The organism is Acidimicrobiales bacterium, assembly GCA_035294085.1.
Lineage (GTDB): Bacteria > Actinomycetota > Acidimicrobiia > Acidimicrobiales > Bog-793 > DATGLP01.
On the sequence record DATGLP010000023.1, the window covers coordinates 146,380 to 162,660 of the forward strand.

General features: G+C 76.3%; 18 protein-coding genes. 12 read left to right on the forward strand and 6 right to left on the reverse strand.

Features of this window, described 5'->3' with window-relative positions; all coding sequences use genetic code 11:
• The first annotated feature begins 78 nt into the window (after nt 1–78).
• From VKV23_08275 to VKV23_08285, 3 genes are all read left to right on the forward strand, one after another.
• Nucleotides 79–1,722: a phospho-sugar mutase gene (locus VKV23_08275; protein HLI16030.1), complete on the forward strand. Its 1,644-nt coding sequence runs from the start codon at nt 79–81 to the stop codon at nt 1,720–1,722.
• A 68-nt stretch (nt 1,723–1,790) separates the two neighbouring features.
• Nucleotides 1,791–2,459 (forward strand): hypothetical protein, encoded by a 669-nt coding sequence (locus VKV23_08280; protein HLI16031.1) that lies wholly within the window; start codon nt 1,791–1,793, stop codon nt 2,457–2,459.
• A gap of 123 nt (nt 2,460–2,582) precedes the next feature.
• A complete protein-coding gene (locus VKV23_08285; protein HLI16032.1) occupies nt 2,583–2,966 on the forward strand; it encodes an STAS domain-containing protein in 384 nt (127 codons plus the stop codon).
• A 69-nt stretch (nt 2,967–3,035) separates the two neighbouring features.
• On the opposite strand, the gene VKV23_08290 is transcribed toward VKV23_08285, so the two are convergent.
• Nucleotides 3,036–4,937, reverse strand: a complete 1,902-nt coding sequence (locus VKV23_08290) for a PAS domain S-box protein (GenBank protein ID HLI16033.1) — start codon at nt 4,935–4,937, stop codon at nt 3,036–3,038.
• 215 nt (nt 4,938–5,152) lie between these two features.
• Nucleotides 5,153–5,635 (reverse strand): response regulator, encoded by a 483-nt coding sequence (locus VKV23_08295; GenBank protein HLI16034.1) that lies wholly within the window; start codon nt 5,633–5,635, stop codon nt 5,153–5,155.
• Nucleotides 5,636–5,729: 94 nt separating this feature from the next.
• Between VKV23_08295 and VKV23_08300 the strand changes: the two genes are divergently transcribed.
• Nucleotides 5,730–6,962 (forward strand): amidase, encoded by a 1,233-nt coding sequence (locus VKV23_08300; GenBank protein ID HLI16035.1) that lies wholly within the window; start codon nt 5,730–5,732, stop codon nt 6,960–6,962.
• A gap of 51 nt (nt 6,963–7,013) precedes the next feature.
• A complete protein-coding gene (locus VKV23_08305; protein HLI16036.1) occupies nt 7,014–7,919 on the forward strand; it encodes a cytochrome c oxidase assembly protein in 906 nt (301 codons plus the stop codon).
• Nucleotides 7,920–7,994: 75 nt separating this feature from the next.
• On the opposite strand, the gene VKV23_08310 is transcribed toward VKV23_08305, so the two are convergent.
• On the reverse strand, nt 7,995–8,762 hold the full coding sequence (locus VKV23_08310) for a glucose 1-dehydrogenase (GenBank protein ID HLI16037.1): 768 nt from the start codon (nt 8,760–8,762) through the stop codon (nt 7,995–7,997).
• 194 nt (nt 8,763–8,956) lie between these two features.
• Nucleotides 8,957–9,568: a DedA family protein gene (locus VKV23_08315; GenBank protein HLI16038.1), complete on the reverse strand. Its 612-nt coding sequence runs from the start codon at nt 9,566–9,568 to the stop codon at nt 8,957–8,959.
• 72 nt (nt 9,569–9,640) lie between these two features.
• Here VKV23_08315 and VKV23_08320 point away from each other — a divergent pair, with 72 nt between their 5' ends.
• From VKV23_08320 to VKV23_08340, 5 genes are read left to right on the forward strand one after another with little or no spacing between them, the layout of a single operon-like run.
• A complete protein-coding gene (locus tag VKV23_08320; protein ID HLI16039.1) occupies nt 9,641–10,486 on the forward strand; it encodes an alpha/beta hydrolase in 846 nt (281 codons plus the stop codon).
• A gap of 11 nt (nt 10,487–10,497) precedes the next feature.
• The gene (locus VKV23_08325) at nt 10,498–11,316 is read left to right on the forward strand and encodes a PD-(D/E)XK nuclease family protein (protein ID HLI16040.1); all 819 of its coding nucleotides are present in this window, start codon (nt 10,498–10,500) and stop codon (nt 11,314–11,316) included.
• A gap of 12 nt (nt 11,317–11,328) precedes the next feature.
• Entirely contained in the window at nt 11,329–11,862 is a 534-nt protein-coding gene (locus VKV23_08330) for a phosphatase PAP2 family protein (protein HLI16041.1), read from the forward strand.
• Between the two features lie 59 nt (nt 11,863–11,921).
• Nucleotides 11,922–12,413 carry a 5-(carboxyamino)imidazole ribonucleotide mutase gene (gene purE / locus VKV23_08335; GenBank protein HLI16042.1) on the forward strand — a complete coding sequence of 164 codons (492 nt, stop codon included), beginning with the start codon at nt 11,922–11,924 and terminating at the stop codon, nt 12,411–12,413.
• A gap of 33 nt (nt 12,414–12,446) precedes the next feature.
• A complete protein-coding gene (locus VKV23_08340) occupies nt 12,447–13,298 on the forward strand; it encodes a ChbG/HpnK family deacetylase (GenBank protein ID HLI16043.1) in 852 nt (283 codons plus the stop codon).
• Here the strand turns inward: VKV23_08340 and VKV23_08345 are convergent.
• On the reverse strand, nt 13,231–13,809 hold the full coding sequence (locus VKV23_08345; protein ID HLI16044.1) for a GNAT family N-acetyltransferase: 579 nt from the start codon (nt 13,807–13,809) through the stop codon (nt 13,231–13,233). The two genes, VKV23_08340 and VKV23_08345, sit on opposite strands and share 68 nt — an antisense overlap.
• Entirely contained in the window at nt 13,784–14,161 is a 378-nt protein-coding gene (locus VKV23_08350; protein ID HLI16045.1) for a NifU family protein, read from the reverse strand. The genes VKV23_08345 and VKV23_08350 overlap by 26 nt, the downstream gene beginning before the upstream one ends.
• Nucleotides 14,162–14,265: 104 nt before the next feature.
• On the opposite strand from VKV23_08350, the gene VKV23_08355 reads away from it, so the two are divergent.
• Nucleotides 14,266–15,159 (forward strand): NTP transferase domain-containing protein, encoded by an 894-nt coding sequence (locus VKV23_08355; GenBank protein ID HLI16046.1) that lies wholly within the window; start codon nt 14,266–14,268, stop codon nt 15,157–15,159.
• Nucleotide 15,160: 1 nt separating this feature from the next.
• Nucleotides 15,161–16,114: a cation diffusion facilitator family transporter gene (locus VKV23_08360; protein ID HLI16047.1), complete on the forward strand. Its 954-nt coding sequence runs from the start codon at nt 15,161–15,163 to the stop codon at nt 16,112–16,114.
• Nucleotides 16,115–16,281 lie beyond the last annotated feature (167 nt).

A 16,281-nucleotide genomic window follows, 5' to 3' on the forward strand; every position in this document is an offset into this window, starting at 1 on the left:
GGGCCGGTCCGGGCCCCGCCCCCTCGCCGCCCCCTGGCGCACGGGCGTGCCGTGACCCGTGGGCCTCGCCGCGAGGAGGTGGCGGCCTGGATCGCGGCCGACCCCGACCCGACGACGCGCGCCGAGCTTCGGGCGCTCCTCGAGCGCGGCGACGAGGAGGCGCTCGCCGAGCGCTTCGCCCGGCCGCTCGGCTTCGGCACCGCGGGGCTGCGCGGGCCCGTCGGCGCGGGACCGGCGCGGATGAACCGCCTCGTCGTGCGGCGCGCCGCCGCCGGGCTGGCGCGCTTCCTCGGCGAGGGCCGCGGGTGGGCCGGCGGCGTCGTCGTGGGCCACGACGCGCGCCGCCACTCCTCGTGCTTCGCTGCCGACGTCTCGCAGGTCCTGTCGGCGGCGGGCGTCCCGGTGCTCCTCCTCCCCCGGCCGCTCCCCACGCCGCTCACGGCCTTCGCCGTGCGCCACCTCCGGGCGGCGGCCGGCGTGATGGTCACGGCGAGCCACAACCCGCCCGGCGACAACGGGCTCAAGATCTACCTCGCCGACGGCGCCCTCGCCGCGCCGCCGGAGGAGGGCGAGATCGCCCGCGCCATCGAGGCGGCGAGCCCGCCGCCGACCGGGCGCCGCGCGGCCCCGGTGGAGGTGCTCGACGAGGAGTCGCTCGTTCGCGCCTACGCAGACGCCGTCCTCAAGGTACTCACCCCCGGCGGGGCGCGTGCGCTGCGGATCGTCTACACGCCCCTGCACGGCGTCGGCGGGCTGCTCCTGCCTCGGCTCCTCGCCGCGGCCGGGTTCCCGCCGGCCGAGACGGTGCGCGAGCAGGAGGCGCCGGACCCGGACTTCCCGACCGTGCCGCTCCCGAACCCCGAGGAGCCGAGCGCGCTGGCGCTCGCCCTCGAGCAGGCGGCGAGCGTCGGCGCGGACGTCGTGCTCGCCAACGACCCCGATGCCGATCGGCTGGCACTGGCGCTGCCCGCCCCGGACGGCTGGCGGGCGCTCACCGGCGACGAGCTCGGCATCCTGCTCGCCGAGCACCTCCTGCGGGCTTCGAGCGGGCCCGGCCGCGTCGTCGCGACGACGGTCGCCTCCTCGAGGATGCTCGGCGCCCTCGCCGCGCAGGCCGGCGTCGCCTACGAGGAGACGCCGACCGGCTTCAAGTGGATCGCCCGGGCGGCTCGTCGGCACGTCGGCGCTCGCCTGCTCTTCGGGTACGAGGAGGCGCTCGGGTACGCGGCGTGCGACGCGGTCGCCGACAAGGACGGGATCAGCGCCGCGCTCGTCGCCGCCGAGCTCGCCGCGAGCGCCAAGGCGGCGGGGCGCTCGCTCCTCGAGCTCCTCGATGCGCTGGCCGAGCGCCTCGGGGTGCACGCCGGCACCCACTGGTCCCTGCGCCGGGAGGGGTCCGACGGCGCCCGGGAGATCGCCGCCATCCTCGCCGAGCTGCGGACGGCGCCGCCGCGCGCCTTCGGCCCGCTGCGCGTCCTCGCCGCCGTCGACCTGGCCGCGGGCCGCGGCTCGATGCCGCCGACGGACGCGATCGTCTTCGAGCTCGAGCGGGGCGCGCGCGTCGTCGTCCGCCCGAGCGGTACGGAGCCGAAGCTCAAGGCCTACCTCGAGGTCCGCACGCCCCCGCCCGGGCACGCCGGCCTCGCCGGTGCGCGCCGGGAGGCGACGACCGTCCTCGAGGAGCTGCGCGCCGCCGTCGCCGAGCGCCTCGGCAGCCGCTAGCTGCGAGCCCGACCGCCGCCGTCAACCCGTCGGCACGGCGCGCCGTTAGCCACGGGCGAGGAGCGCCGATGGCCGATGTCGACACCGGAGCGCGCCGGCCGCTCGAGGCCGCGCACGACCCCTACTTCGTCCAGCGCGTCCCGGTGCACGCCGAGCTCGCGCGCGTGCCGCGCCTCGAGGTCTTCCGGCGCATCCTCGCCGGTAGGCGCGTGCTGCACGTCGGCTGCGCCGACTGGCCGATCACCGACGTGCGGTCGAACCTCCACGTCCAGCTCGACCCGGTCTGCGCGCGCCTCGACGGCGTCGACCCCCACGCGCAGGCCACGGCGGCGATCCGTCCGTTCGTGCGCGGCGAGCTGTACACGAGCCTGCGGGAGGTGTCCGCCAGCTACGACGTCGTGCTCGTCCCCGAGGTGCTCGAGCACGTCGGCAACCCCGAGGGCTTCCTCGCCGAGCTCGACGCGATCGACGCTCCCGAGGTCCTCATCACGGTCCCCGACGCCTACTCCTGCCGGGGCTTCTTCGACTACCTGCCCGGCGAGAAGACCTTCGTCGAGGTCGTGCACCCTGACCACAACTGCTGGTTCACGCCCTACACGCTCGTGAACACGATCCGCAAGTACACGCCCTGGACGGTCGAGAGCGTCTGGTTCATCAACGCCATCTCGCTCATGGCCGTCGCGTCGCGGCGCGCTCGACGGGACCCGCCTAGGGACCTTGGCCCCTTCGGGCAGTGACCTTCGGCACTTCAGCGCGAGGATCAGGCGGGCTGGAATGGGGCCGTCCGGCGCCGGGCAGCGGCCGCCGGAGCAGCCTCCGAGCAGCCGTGGGGCGCGAGGTGGTGCGGAGCGAGGGCGGAGATGGGCGCAGTCGGTGCACGCGGACGACGCATCGAGCCGCTGTCGGCGAGCATGCACGTCGCCGGCCCGGTGGCGACGATCGCCCTCTCGGGCGAGCTCGACCGCTCGAGCATCGGGCGCTTCTGGCGCTTCCTCCTGCCCGCCCACCGACCGGGGATCGACCGAGTCGTCCTCGACCTCGACCGCCTCGCCTTCCTGGACTCCGCCGGACTCGTCGAGATCCTGCGGGCGGCCGGCGACCTGCGGCGGCTCGGCGCCGAGCTCGTCGTGGCCCGGCCGACGCGCTCGACCCGCCGGCTCCTCGAGGTCACCGGGGTCGCGGGGCGGCTCTCGATCGAGCCCCCCCTGCGCTCGCTCGACGACGTCGCCCCGCGGGCCTCCTGAGGTCACGCCCGCTCGCCGTGGCCCGCGAGGCGGGCTCGCCCGGGCGCGCCGCCGGCCCCGTTGCTCGTGTCAGGCCTGGACGGTGTCCGGAACCTTGCCCGTGAGCGGCGCACGCCAGCGCAGCAGCGTGCCCCCTCCCGGCCGGCGCGCCACCTCGAAGCTGCCGCCGAGCGCGAGGGCTCGCTCGTGCAGGTTGCCGAGCCCGCTCGTGCGGGCGGCGGCGGCGATGCCCACCCCGTCGTCGCCGATCTCGACGACGAGCTCCTCGCCGGCTTGGACCGAGACCTCGACGCGGCTCGCCCGGGCGTGGCGGACCGCGTTGGAGAGTCCCTCCGACACGACCGCCACGGCGTGCGAGGCGACCTCCTCCGGCACGGCGGCGTCCACGACGCCCTCGAAGCGCACCGCCGGCATGAAGCCCAGCCCGCCCGCCGCCTGCTGCGCGAGCGAGAGGATCTCGGACTTGAGCCCCGGGCGAGGACCGAAGTGGTGCGAGAGGCCGAAGATGGTCGTGCGTATCTCGCCGATCGTGGCATCGAGCTCGTCGATCACCGCGTCGACGCGTTCGCGCACGTCCGGGTCGCGAAGCAGCGGCCGCATGCTCTGCAGGCGCATGCCCGACGCGAACAGCCGCTGGATGACGAGGTCGTGGAGGTCGCGGGCGATCCGGTCCCGGTCGCCGATCAGCATGAGGCGCTCGCGGTCCTCGCGCGTCCGACTGAGCTCGATCGTCACCGACGCCTGGTCGGCGAGGTTCGAGACGGCGGCCACCTCGTCGGGCGACCACTGCGTCCCGTAGCGCAGGCAGCACAGCGCCCCGGCGACGCCGGAGGCCGAGGCGAGGGGTGCTGCGAGCACGGAGGCGGCCGGACAGGCCGCGCCCGCCGGGAGCCGCTGGCCCGCGACGCCTCCCGTCTCGGCGACCCGCCGGAGCAGGTCGCGCTCGAGCGGCCCGAACGCCTCGAGGAGCGCCGAGTCGCCCTCCTTGGCGAGGACCTCGAGGCTCCCGCCGTCGTGGACGAGGACCATCGCCGCCGCGACCTCGACGAGGTCACCGGCGTGCCGGCAGATCGTCCGCAACGTGTGCTCCATCGGGTCGCCGGCGAGCAGGCTGAGGCGCACCTCGGCCGTGATGCCGTGCTGGCGCCGGAGACGGCGCTCCTCGGCGAAGAGCCGGCGCACCTCGGCCTCGTCGCGCTTGCGATCGGCGATGTCCCGGATGATCGCCGAGAAGCCCCGCACCTCTCCGGCGGCGTCCCGTATCGCCGCGAGCGACAGGGCCACGTCGATCCGGCTGCCGTCTCGCGCCGTCCAGCAGGCGTCGACGCGCGCCGGCCGGCCCGTGGCGAGGATCGAGGCGAGGACCTCCTCGAACTCGCCAGCAGCCTGCTCGTCGAAGAGCACCCCGAGGTCGCGCCCGACCATCTCGTCGGATCGGTAGCCGAAGAGCTCCTCGGCCGCCGGGTTCCAGCCCGTGACGACCCCCGCTCGCGTGCACGAGACGAGGGCATCGGGGCTCGACTGGACGAAGGCAGCGAGCAGCGCCTCGGCCTCGGGCTCGCCCGGTGCCGTCCCGCCGCGCACGACGGCCACGGCGAGGCCGGTCGACCCCGCGAGGACGGGCACGACCCGGACGTCGGCGCGCCGAATGCGGCTGCCCGCCCCCGCCGACGCGCCGGCGGCCCGCCCCCCGTCGCCGGGACCGCCGCGCTCGCTCCCGAGGTCGCCGCAGGCCCGCTCGTACGAAGCGACGAGGTCGTCGATCGCCCGGTTCACGAGCTGCGCCCGCTCCTGCCCGAAGAGCCGCTCGGCGGCGCGGTTCGCGGCGACGACCGTCCCGTCCCCATCGACGAGGAGCGCGGCGTCACGGACGAGCTCGATGACCGGTTCGAGGCCGCTCGCCAGGGCGACCGGATCCACCTGCGTAGCGAGCCCCGTCCGCTCCTGCCGGGTCGGCCACCCGAGGCTCACGACCACCGCGCTAGCGACATGCCCCGCGCCTTGCCACCGGCAGCCGGCACAGCCCCTGGCGATCCATGCGGCTCGCCCTCCGTCGGTCGTCACTCGCCGGCGTACCCGAGGGCGCCGGCCGGCCTGCCCCTCCGGGCAGACTACGTCCCCAGCCGCGGCTCGGCAATCCCGAGCTTCTCCCCAGGCGATCCACTCCCGCGCCGCTCGCCGCAGCGTCAGCAGACGGCGCCGGAGGACGCCGGTCCCGCCACCGGGCCGCCCGGCCCCGGTGCGCCGAGCCCGAGGGCGGACGGATCCGCCTCGGGCGCGCCGAGGTCGGCGAGACCGCCGCGGTCCTCGGCGAGCGCGCGGATCGCGGCGAGGAGCTGGTTGCCCCGGATCTGCTTCAGCACCCAGCCGGCGGCGCCCGCCCGCAGGGCCGCCGCGATCGCCGGCCGGTCCGCGTACGCGTACAGCAGGAGGCAGGCCGTCCCCGGTCGCGCCGAGAGGACCCGTCGGCACAGCTCGGCACCGCCGGCGAGGGGCGCCGGGACGTCCAGCACGGCGATGTCGGGCTCGGCGCGCGCGACGGCGGCGGCGAGCTCCTCGCCCGCGGTGACGGCCGCCACCACGGTGAGGTCCGCCTCGGCCTCGATGACCTCGACGAGCGCGTCCCGCACCGCCGCGCTCTGCGACGCGAGGACGACGCGGATGCGCACCACGTCAGCCTGGGGCCCCGCCCCGCGCGTGATCAGGGCCGAAGGTCACTTGACGCCCGGCGCCCGGCGCGCTGCGACGTGCTTGACTCTCGGCGTGGGTGGCGAGCGGCCGCCGGACGAGCTCGGGGCGTTCGTCGTCGGGCCGCGCCCGATCGCGAGCGGCGCGGCCGGCGGCCCGCTCGCCGGCCGGCGCTTCGCGGTGAAGGACCTGTTCGACGTGGCAGGGCTCGCGACGGGCGCGGGCAACCCCGACTTCCTCGCCGACGCCCCGATCGCGACGCGCCACGCTCCGGCGGTCTCGGCGCTCCTCGCCGCCGGGGCCGACCTCGTCGGCAAGACGGTGACCGACGAGCTCGCCTACAGCCTCTCGGGGACGAACGTCCACTACGGGACGCCGCGCAACCCCGCGGCCCCCGGCCGCGTCCCCGGAGGGTCCTCGAGCGGCTCGGCGTCGGCGGTCGCCGGGCGCGTCGTGGACTTCGCCCTCGGCACCGACACCGGCGGGTCCATCCGGGTCCCCGCCTCCTACTGCGGGATCTGCGGGCTGCGGCCGTCGCACGGTGCGGTGAGCTGCGAGGGCGTCGTGCCGCTCGCTCCGAGCTTCGACACGGTCGGCCTGCTCGCCGCCGACGGGAGGATGCTCGAGGCGGCCTTCGAGGCGCTGCTCGCCGGCGCGCCCGGCCCGCTCGAGCGGCGCGGCCGGCAGCACCGCCCCGACCGCCTCGACGAGCTGCGTCGCCTCGTCGTCCTCGACGAGCTCGACGCGCTCGTCGAGGAGGAGAGCCGCGAACCGCTCGCCGCCGCCGTCGAGGACCTCGCCGCCCTCCTCGGCGCCGAGGTCGTCGCCGTCCGCCTCGGCGACGACCTCGTCGAGCGAGCCCGCCAGGCGTTCCGCACGCTCCAGATGCGCGAGGCCTGGCGAAGCCACGGCGCGTGGATCGGCGAGCGCCACCCGCGCCTCGGGCCCGGCGTCGCCGCCCGCTTCGCCGCCGCGGCGCGAGTCAGCGCCGAGCAGGCAGCAGAGGCGTCGCTCGTGCGCGAGGAGGTGCGGGCACGCCTGGTCGCGCTGCTCGGCGAGGACGCCCTCCTCGCCCAGGCCGCCGCCTGCGGCCCGGCGCCGCTGCTCGACGAGGCGCGCGAGGCGAAGGAGGCGGGGCGCTGGCGGACCCTCGGGCTCACCGCGCCGGCCGGGCTGGCCGGCGCGCCGGTCGTCGCGCTGCCGCTCGTGCGCGCCGGCGGCCTCCCGCTCGGGCTCGCCCTCGTCGGCCTCCCCGGCGACGACGAGCTGCTCGCCGACCTCGCGGCGCGCGCCGTGCCCCCGGGGTAGCCAGCCGCCACCGGGCGCCGGCGCGCCGGGGCGGCGGTAGGGTCGAAGGTGATGTGGTTCGCCGCGGCGGCTTCCTCTCCCGTTCGCCTCGGGCAGCTGCTCACCGGCTGGCAGCACGACGCCGGCTCACTCACCGCCCTCGCGGTGCTCGCCGCGCTCGGCGCTGCCTACGCGGCGGGCGTCCATCGCCTGGCGCGGCGCAAGCGACGCTGGTCGCCCTGGCGCAGCGCCGCCTTCGGCGCCGGCCTCGTGCTCGTCGAGCTCGCCGTGGGCTCGGGCATCGCGAGCTACGACGACTCCGTGTTCACGGTGCACGTCGTCCAGCACCTGCTGCTCATGAACGCCGCGCCCCCGCTGCTCGCCCTCGGGGCGCCGATCACCCTCCTCCTGCAGGCGACACGCCGGCGGACGACGAGCCGGCTCCTGCGCGTCCTGCACTCGCGCCCGGTCGAGCTCCTCACCCATCCGCTCGTCGCCTTCGGCGTCGCGACCGCCACGATGTACGCCTACTTCCTGACCCCGCTGTACGGCGCCTCGCTGCGCCATCCGGTGCTCCACGACGCGACCCACCTCGTGTTCCTCCTCGCCGGCTGCCTGTACTGGTGGCTCGTCGTCGGCCTCGACCCCATCCCGCACCGGCTCGGGCACGCAGCGAGGATGGGCTACCTCGGCCTCGGCATCCCCCTCGCGTCCTTCCTCGGCGTGGCGATCCTCAACATGGCGCACCCCATCGCGCCCGAGCACACCCTCGCCGACACCCGCGCCGGCGGGGGCGTGCTGTGGGGGTTCTCCGAGCTGTTCACCGTCGCGGCGCTGGCGGTGATCTTCCTGCAGTGGGTGCGCGAAGAGGACCGCCGCGCGGCGCGCGAGGACCGCCGCCTCGACGCGGTCGCCGCGGCCGAGGCCGTCGTCGCCGCGGCCGCCGAGCGCCTCGGGGAGCACCCCGAGGAGCTCTGAGCGCGCCGCGCGCTCGCGACCGGGGCCGGCCCGCCACGGGTGCGCCCTCCGCTCGCCGCCGGCCGGAGCGGCGCCTCAGCGTGCCGTGTACCCGCCGTCGATGACGAGCTCGCTGCCGGTCACGAACTTCGACTCGTCGGACGCGAGGTAGAGGATGCCGTAGGCGATGTCGTCGGGTTCGCCCATGTGCCCGATCGGGTGGAGCGCGTCGATCGCCTGGCGACCCTGCTCGACGTCGCCCTGCTCGGCGAGGAAGTGCTCGACCATCGGCGTCCAGATGAACCCGGGGTGCACCGAGTTCACCCGAATGTTGTCCGCCGCGTACAGCAGGGCGTCCGTCTTGCTCATGAGCCGCACGCCGCCCTTCGCCGCGTGGTACGGCGGCGCATCGGGCGCGCCGATCAGCCCGTAGATCGACGAGAGGTTGACGATGCTCCCGCCGCCGTTCCGCCGCAGGTGCGGGATGGCGTGCTTCGTGCACAGGAAGACGCCCGTCAGGTTGATCGAGATGACGCGGTTCCACTCCTCGAGGGCGATCTCGTGCGTGGGCTTGTTGACCCCGGAGATCCCGGCGTTGTTGACGAGGACGTCGAGGTGGTCGTAGGTGTCGACCACCTCGCCGAAGACCTGCGCCACCTCGTGCTCGTCGCTCGTGTCGAGGTGCCAGTAGCGTGCCTCGCCGCCTTCGCTCGCGATGGCCTTGACCGTGTCGTGGCCCGCTTCGTCCTGCACGTCGGTGACCGCGACGGCTGCGCCCTCCCGGGCGAGCAGGAGCGCCGCGGCACGGCCGATCCCCGACGCCGCGCCCGTGACGATCGCCACCTTCCCCTCGACCCGACCCATGGCTGCCTCCCTGTGCCGACACCGCCGCTGCCGCCCGTGACCTCGCGGTCGCGGGGCGATGCCCATGCAAGCAGCGCCACGGCCGGCCCGGCAGAGCCGAAGGTCCCCTCACCGGTCCTCCCGGTCGGCGCACGGCGGCGCCGGCGGGTGCCCGTCGGCGAGGCTCGCAGCGCCGAGCGCTCGCGCTCGCCCGGCTACGACAGCGGTGCGGAGGCTTCCTCGCGCTCGAGCCGTCGCGTGCGCAGGCGGTGCCCGACGAAGGCAGCGATCGCCACGACGGCGAGGGCGACGAGCACGTAGCCGGCGAGCGAGAACCCGTGCACGACCGAGTGCCAGGCGCTGCCGAGCGCCCGGCCGGCGGCGGTCACCGCGACGACGTAGCAGGCGGTGCCGACGAGGCTGAGCACCCCGAAGCGCACCGCCGGCATGTCCGCGATGCCGGCGACGACCGACGTGAACGAGCGGAGGATCGGCATCGCCCGGCCGACGAGCACGGCCACCTCGCCACGTCCCGACAGCCACCGCTCCGCCCGGTCGAGGTCCGCGTTCGTGAGGAGCACGTAGCGGCCGACGCGCTCGACGAGCGGGCGACCGCCGAAGCGCCCGATCCCGTAGGCGGCGAGCGAGCCGGCGAGCTCTGCCAGCGTGCCGATCACGAGGACGGCGACGAAGCTCAGCCGGTGCTCGTAGACGAGGAAGCCGGCGAAGCCGAAGGTGATCTCCGAGGGGATCGGCACGCAGCACGCCTCGACGAACGCGAACAGCACGAGCGCGCCGTAGCCGGCGTGCGAGAGGAAGGACTCCACGCCCGAAGTTGTAGCCGATGGCGCGCTCGCACGGCGGTCACCGCCTCGCGGCGGCGCTCGCTAAGGTGGCTCGTGCCCTCTCGGGACGTCCTCGCGACCGACGGCACGCGCCTTTCGGTCCACGATCTCGGAGGCAGCGGCCGGCCGCTCCTCCTCGTCCACGCCACCGGCTTCCACGCGCGCGCCTACGCACCGCTCGCCAGCCACCTCGCCCGCCACGCCCACGTCTACGGCCTCGACCTGCGGGCCCACGGCGCCTCCGACCGCTCGGCGGCCGGCGACCTCGAGTGGAGCCGCTTCGGCGAGGACGTCCTCGCCGCCCTCGGGGGCCTCGCCCTCGAGCGGCCGATCGGCGTCGGCCACTCCTGCGGCGGTGCCGCGCTCGTCCTCGCCGAGCTCGCCCGGCCGAAGAGCTTCGCGCTCTTGTACCTGTTCGAGCCCATGGTCATCCCGGCCCCGGCGCGCCGGCGTGCCGGCGTCGAGCGCCTCGCCGACCAGGCGCGGCACCGCCGTGCACGCTTCGCGACGCGCGCCGAGGCCCTCGAGCGCTACGCGTCCCGGGCGCCGCTCGCCGTCCTCGATCGCGCCTGCCTCGCCGCCTACGTCGAGCACGGCTTCGTCGACTCCCCCGACGGTGGCGTCGTGCTCGCCTGCGACCCCGAGGACGAGGCGCGCGTCTTCGAGGCGGCCCTCCGCTGCCAGGTCGACGAGCGCCTCGGCGAGCTCGACTGCCCGGTCGTGGTCGCCTTCGGGTCCTCGAGCGACCGGTTCTCGCGCGACGTGGCCGCGGCGACGGCGGCCGGCATCGACGGTGCCGTCCTCGCCGCCGTCGACGGCGTCGGCCACTTCGGTCCGCTCGAGGATCCCGCTCGCGTCGCCGGCTCGATCGTCGCAGCGATCGAGGCAGCTCGCGCCTAGCCTCTCGGCCGATGCGCCTCGCGCCGCCGGTCACGCTCACCCCGTCGAAGCTCGGGAGGTTCGCGTCCTGCCCGCTCGCCTTCCGCTTCGCCTACGTCGACGGCCTCGAGGAGCCGCCGACGCCCGCACAGGTGCGGGGGACGCTCGTGCACCGCAGCCTCCAGCGCTTCTTCGGCGACGTCCCCGCCCCAGCTCGCTCGCCGGCCCGCCTCGCGGCGGCGCTCGCCGCGGCGAGCGAGGAGCCCGAGGCTCGCGGCGCGCTCGACGAGCTCGGCCTCGACGCGACGGCGAGAGCCCGCCTCCTTCGCGAGGCGGGCGAGCTGCTCGAGCGCTACCTCGAGCTCGAGGACCCGACGACCGTGCACCCCATCGGGCTCGAGCTCGACCTGCGCGTCGAGGTCGACGGCGTCGTCCTGCGCGGCATCATCGACCGCCTCGACCTCGCGGCGGACGGGGGGCTCGTCGTCGTCGACTACAAGACCGGACGGGCGCCGCGCCCCGAGCGGTCCAGGTCGCGCCTGCTCGGCGTCCTGTTCTACGCGTACCTCTGCGAGCAGCTGCTCGGGCGACGGCCCAGCGAGATCCGCCTGCTCTACCTGGCCGACCAGGTCGTCGTGGCCGAGACCCCGACCGCCCAGTCGATGCGGGGCCTGCGCCAGCGCGCGCTCGCGGCGTGGGCCGCGATCGAACGAGCCTGCGAGGCCGGAGACTTCCGGCCCCGCCCGTCGCCCCTGTGCCGCTACTGCGCCTTCCAGGAGCGCTGCCCCGCCCAGGCGGCGGTCTCGGCGGGCGCGGGCGTCGAGCCCCGACCGCTCGGCGCGGGCCGGTAGCCTCGCGCCGACGTGACCCGGGAGCTCGTTGCCGCCTTCGACGCGCGCGCCGACGCGCTGTTCGCCCGCCTGCGGGGACGCCCGCTCGCCGACCGCGTCTTCTACACCGCCTCGGCACTCGGGGACTTCGGCCTCATCTGGGTCGTCTTCGCCCTCCTCCGGGCGCTGCGCGGCGGGCGGACGAACGAGCGGGCCGCGCTGCGCGCCATCGTCGCGACCGGGGTCGAGTCGCTGCTCGTCAACCTGGTCGTGAAGTCGCTCTTCTCGAGGCGTCGGCCCGCCGTGGTCCACGACCACCCGCTGCCGCTGCGCCAGCCGCTCTCGTCGAGCTTCCCCTCCGGTCACGCCACCGCGGCCTTCTGCGGCGCCACGCTGCTCGCCGAGGGCGACCGCCTCGCCCCCGCCTACCTCGCGACCGCCGCGATCGTCGCCGCGAGCCGCGTCTACGTCCGCATCCACCACGCCTCGGACGTCGTGGCCGGCGTCGCGGTCGGGCTCGCGCTCGGCGCCCTCGGCCGGCGCCTCGCGCCGCTCGGACGGCGGTGAGGGCCGCAGGCGAGCCGGCAGCGCCGCTACGATCCCGCCCACCGTCACGAGGAGGAGCGATGCGCGTCGCGATCGTCATGGGGAGCGACTCGGACGAGCCGAAGATGCGTCCGGCGGCCGAGGTGCTCGGCGAGCTGGAGATCGACTGGGAGATGCGGGTGCTCTCCGCGCACCGAACCCCCGACGAGACGCTCGCCTACGCGCGCGGGGCGAGGGACGCCGGCATCCGGGTCATCATCGCCGGCGCGGGCGGTGCCGCCCACCTGCCCGGGGTCGTCGCCGCCGTCACGCCGCTGCCGGTGATCGGCGTCCCGATCGCCCTCCCCAACCTCGACGGCCTCGACTCGCTGCTGTCCATCGCCCAGATGCCCTCGGGGGTCCCGGTCGCGACCGTGGCGATCGACGGCGCCCGCAACGCCGGGCTCCTCGCGGCGCGCATCCTCGGCACCGGCGACGACGCCGTCCTCGCACGCGTCTCGGCCTACCAGCAGCGCCTCGGGGAGCAGGTACGCGCGAAGGACGCCGCCTTGCAGGCGCGCCTGGGACGGTGAGCGCGTCCCGCAGCGGACGCTAGCGTCGCGACGGTGAGCCTTGCCGCCGAGCGCCTCGGCCTCGAGAGCGACGCACGGGTGCTCATCGTCTCGTGCGCCGGCCTCGGCTTCTCGCACGCGACCAACCTCGCCGTCTACGACGCGCTGCGCCGGGGGGCGGCCACCTCGGCCACGCTCCTCGTCCCCGCGCCCTGGTCGCGCGCCGCGGCGGCCGGCTACCGCGGCGAGGACGTCGGCGTCCAGCTGACGCTCAACGCCGAGCACGACCTGTACCGCTGGGGGCCGATCACCCACGCCCCCTCGCTCCTCGACGGCGACGGCGGCTTCCCGCGGACGGTGGCCGACGTCTGGGACCACGCCGATCTCGACGAGGTGCGCCGCGAGTGGCGCGCCCAGCTCGAGCGCGCCGTGCTGTGGGGGTTCGACGTCAGCCACCTCGCCACCCACCTCGACGGCGTCGAGCTCAAGCCGGAGTTCTTCGACGTCTACCTCGACCTCGCCGAGGAGCTGCGCCTGCCGGTGCGACTGCCCGCAGCCGACCACGAGCGCCTCGTCGGCTTCCCCTTCCGCGCGCTCGCCGCCGAACGCGGCGTCCTCGCCCCCGACCGGTTGCTCCCCGCCTCGGCGCTCGGCGCCACGCGCGAGGCGATCGACGCCGCCCTCGCGACGCTCGGCCCGGGGTGCACCGAGGTCACGCTCCGCCCCGCCGTCGACACGCCGGAGCTACGCGCCGCCACGGACGACTGGGCCGGCCGAGTCGCCGAGCACGAGCTCGCCTGCCGCGGCGAGCTCGCCGAGGCGGCGCGGGCCGCGGGCGTCAGGCTCCTCGGCTACCGCGACCTGCGGGCGGCGATGCGCTCGGCACGAGCCGCTTCTCGAAGGTGACGACCTCCCCGCCGTAGCGGAGGTCGCCGGGGATGCGCTCGTAGCCGGCGGCGACGTAGCAGGCGACGGCGGCCTCCTGGCGCGCGCCGGTGCTGAGCACGACGCGCCGGTAGCCGAGGGTGGCGGCGCGGCGCTCGAGCGCGGCGACGAGCGCCGTCGCGACGCCGCGCCGGCGGTGCTCGGGCTCCACCCAGATGCGCTTCAGCTCGCAGGACCCGCGCTCGCCGGGCACGTCACGCAGGCCGCCGCAGCCGATCGCCTCGCGACCGCGCCTCGCGACGAGGAAGGCGCCCCGCGGTGGCGCGAAGGCGGCGGGGTCGAGCGGGGCGAAGCCGCCGGCCGCCTGGTAGCAGGCCTCGAGGTAGGCGACGGCGTGCGCGAGCAGCGTGCGCGCCGTCGGCGACTCGACGTCGAGCTCGACGATCGCCAGACCGGGCGCGCCGCCCGGGCGGGGGCCGCCGGCGAGCGGCTGCCTGGAAGGGCGGTCAGTAGTAGCGGGGGACGTACGCACCTCGGCCGGCGGCCATGCTCTCGAAGGGGTCCACCGTCTCGTCGACGCCCCCGCGCACCTCGGTGACCCAGGGGAGCCGCTCCTTCAGCAGCCGCTCCACGCCGCCTTGGAGGGTGGTCGCGGAGATGGCGCACGAGCCGCACGCCCCCTGCAGCTGGACCTCGACCACGCCAGCCGCGTAGTCGACGTCGACGAGCTCGAGGTCGCCACCGTCCATCTGCACGGCCGGGCGCATCAGCTCGATGAGCTCGGCGAGCGCCTGGCGACGAGCGGCGAGCTCGGCTGGCTCGAGGCCCGCCGCCTCGTCGGCTGCCTCGGGACCCGCTCCCGTCGCGCCTGCTCGCTCGCCCACCGGCGCACCTCCTCGCCTCGCTCGTTCCCCGCCCCGACGACCCACGCCGGGCGCTCCCGGGCGGCACCGGCGCCCTCGGCCCGGCAGCGCCCTAGGATGCTCCCGTGCAGCTCGTCGTCCTCGCCGCGGGGCACGGTCGGCGCTTCGGCGGCCTGAAGCAGCTGGCGCCCGTCGGCCCGAACGGCGAGGCCATCATGGACTATACGGCGCGTGCCGCCGAGGCCTGCGGCTACAGCGGGGTCGTCCTCGTCGTACGCGAGGAGATCCGCGAGGAGATCCTCGCCCACGTCCGGCGCCGCTGGCCGGCGACGCTCTCGGTCGCGATCGTCTGCCAGCCGGCGCGGCCTGGCACGGCGCAGGCCGTCCTGTCGGCCCGGCCGGCCGTCGAGGGCCCCTTCGGCGTGGCCAACGCCGACGACCTGTACGGCGAGGCGGCCCTAGGAACCCTCCTCGAGCACTTCTCGGCACCGACCAGCCAGCTCAGCGCGCGCGACCCGCTCGCGGCGAGCCGCCACCTCCTCGTCGCCTACCGGCTCGTGCGCACCGTGCTGACCGCCGGGCCGGTCACCCGCGGCCTGTGCGAGGTCGGCGAGGACGAGCAGCTGCTCCGCATCGTGGAGCACACGGTGCGCCTGCGCGACGACGGGCGCTTCGAGGCGGCCCCGCTCGCGAGGCCGGGCGCTACGGCGGCGGAGGTGCGCGAGCTCTCGGGCGACGAGCGCGTCTCGATGAACCTGTGGGGCTTCCACCCGCGCATGTTCGACCACCTCGCGTCGGCTCTCGAGCGCTTCGAGCCCGAGCGGGCGCCGCGCCCGGAGCTCCTCCTCCCCGACGTGGTGGGCGCCCTCGTCGAGTCGCGCGCCGACAGCGTCCACGTCGTCGACACCGAGGCGCGCTGCATCGGCGTCACGCACCGCGAGGACGTCGCGATCGTCCGGGAGGAGCTGGCCGTGCACGCCGGCGACCACGCGCCGCTGCGAGCCGCGCGCGGCCGCTGAGGTGGCGCCGGCCACCCCGGAGCGGGCTCGCCGGCGAGCGGCGCGCCTCGGCGTCGCCCTCGCGGTCAACCTCGCGCTCGTCGTCGCCGAGGCGGTGGCGGGCGTCGTCGCCCACTCCGGCGCGCTCGTCGCGAACGCCGGCCACGACCTCACCGACGCCGTCGCCCTCGGCCTCGGCCTCGTCGCGGCGCGCCTCGTGCTGCGGTCGCCGACGCAGACGCGATCGTTCGGCTTCCACCGCGCCACGATCCTCGCCGCGCTCGCGAACGTCGGTCTGCTCCTCGTCGTCACGGTGCTCATCGTGGCGGTCGGCGTGGCGCACCTCCTGCGCCCGCCCCCCGTGGACGGCGGTCTCGTGGCGGTCATCGGCGGGTGCGCCCTCGCCGCGAACCTCGCCGCGGCGGCCGTCCTCCTCGAGGGGCGCGCCGACCTCAACGTGCGCGCCGCCGTCCTCCACCTGGCCGCCGACGCGGCAGCCTCCCTCGGCGTCCTCGCCGCCGGGATCGTCATCGCCGCGACCGGGCGCTTCGGCGCCCTCGACTCGGCGGTCTCCCTCGCCATCGCCGTCCTCGTGGCCGCGCAGGCCGTGCGCCTCGGTCGCGAGAGCGTCGACATCCTCCTCGAGGCCTCGCCCTCGGACCTCGACCTCGACGCGCTGCGGCGAGCGGTCCTCGCCGTCGACGCGGTGAGCGACGTGCACGACCTGCACTGCTGGAGCATCTCGAGCGACCTGCGGGCCCTGTCGGCCCACCTCGTGCTCGCCGGCCACCCGACGCTCGAGTCGGCCCAGCAGGTGGGCGAGGCGGTGAAGGCGACGCTCGCGAGCCGCTTCAACATCGCCCACGCCACCCTCGAGCTCGAGTGCGAGCGGTGCGCGGAGCCGGAGGCGACGACCTGCGCCATCGACGAGGGCCGCACCCCGGCTGCTCCGGGCGCGGCCGGCCGCGGTCGCTGAGGCCCCGCGCTACGGCAGGCGCAGCGGCGCGCCCGCGCCGCGCCCGGTGCCGAGGCGCTCGAGGGCCTCGAGGGCGGCACGAGCGATGCCGGGGCCGTCGAGGCCGAGGCGGGCGAGGATGGCGTCGGGCTTGTCGTGGGCGAGGTAGGCGGTGGGCACCCCGAGCA

What these genes read in the sequence shown, in the direction of transcription:
- VKV23_08280 (HLI16031.1), top strand. Translation starts at nt 1,791, where the DNA reads ATGGCCGATGTCGACACCGGAGCGCGCCGGCCGCTCGAGGCCGCGCAC.
- VKV23_08285 (HLI16032.1), top strand. Translation starts at nt 2,583, where the DNA reads ATGGGCGCAGTCGGTGCACGCGGACGACGCATCGAGCCGCTGTCGGCG.
- VKV23_08305 (HLI16036.1), top strand. Translation starts at nt 7,014, where the DNA reads ATGTGGTTCGCCGCGGCGGCTTCCTCTCCCGTTCGCCTCGGGCAGCTG.
- VKV23_08310 (HLI16037.1), bottom strand. Translation starts at nt 8,762, where the DNA reads ATGGGTCGGGTCGAGGGGAAGGTGGCGATCGTCACGGGCGCGGCGTCG.
- VKV23_08325 (HLI16040.1), top strand. Translation starts at nt 10,498, where the DNA reads ATGCGCCTCGCGCCGCCGGTCACGCTCACCCCGTCGAAGCTCGGGAGG.
- purE (HLI16042.1), top strand. Translation starts at nt 11,922, where the DNA reads ATGCGCGTCGCGATCGTCATGGGGAGCGACTCGGACGAGCCGAAGATG.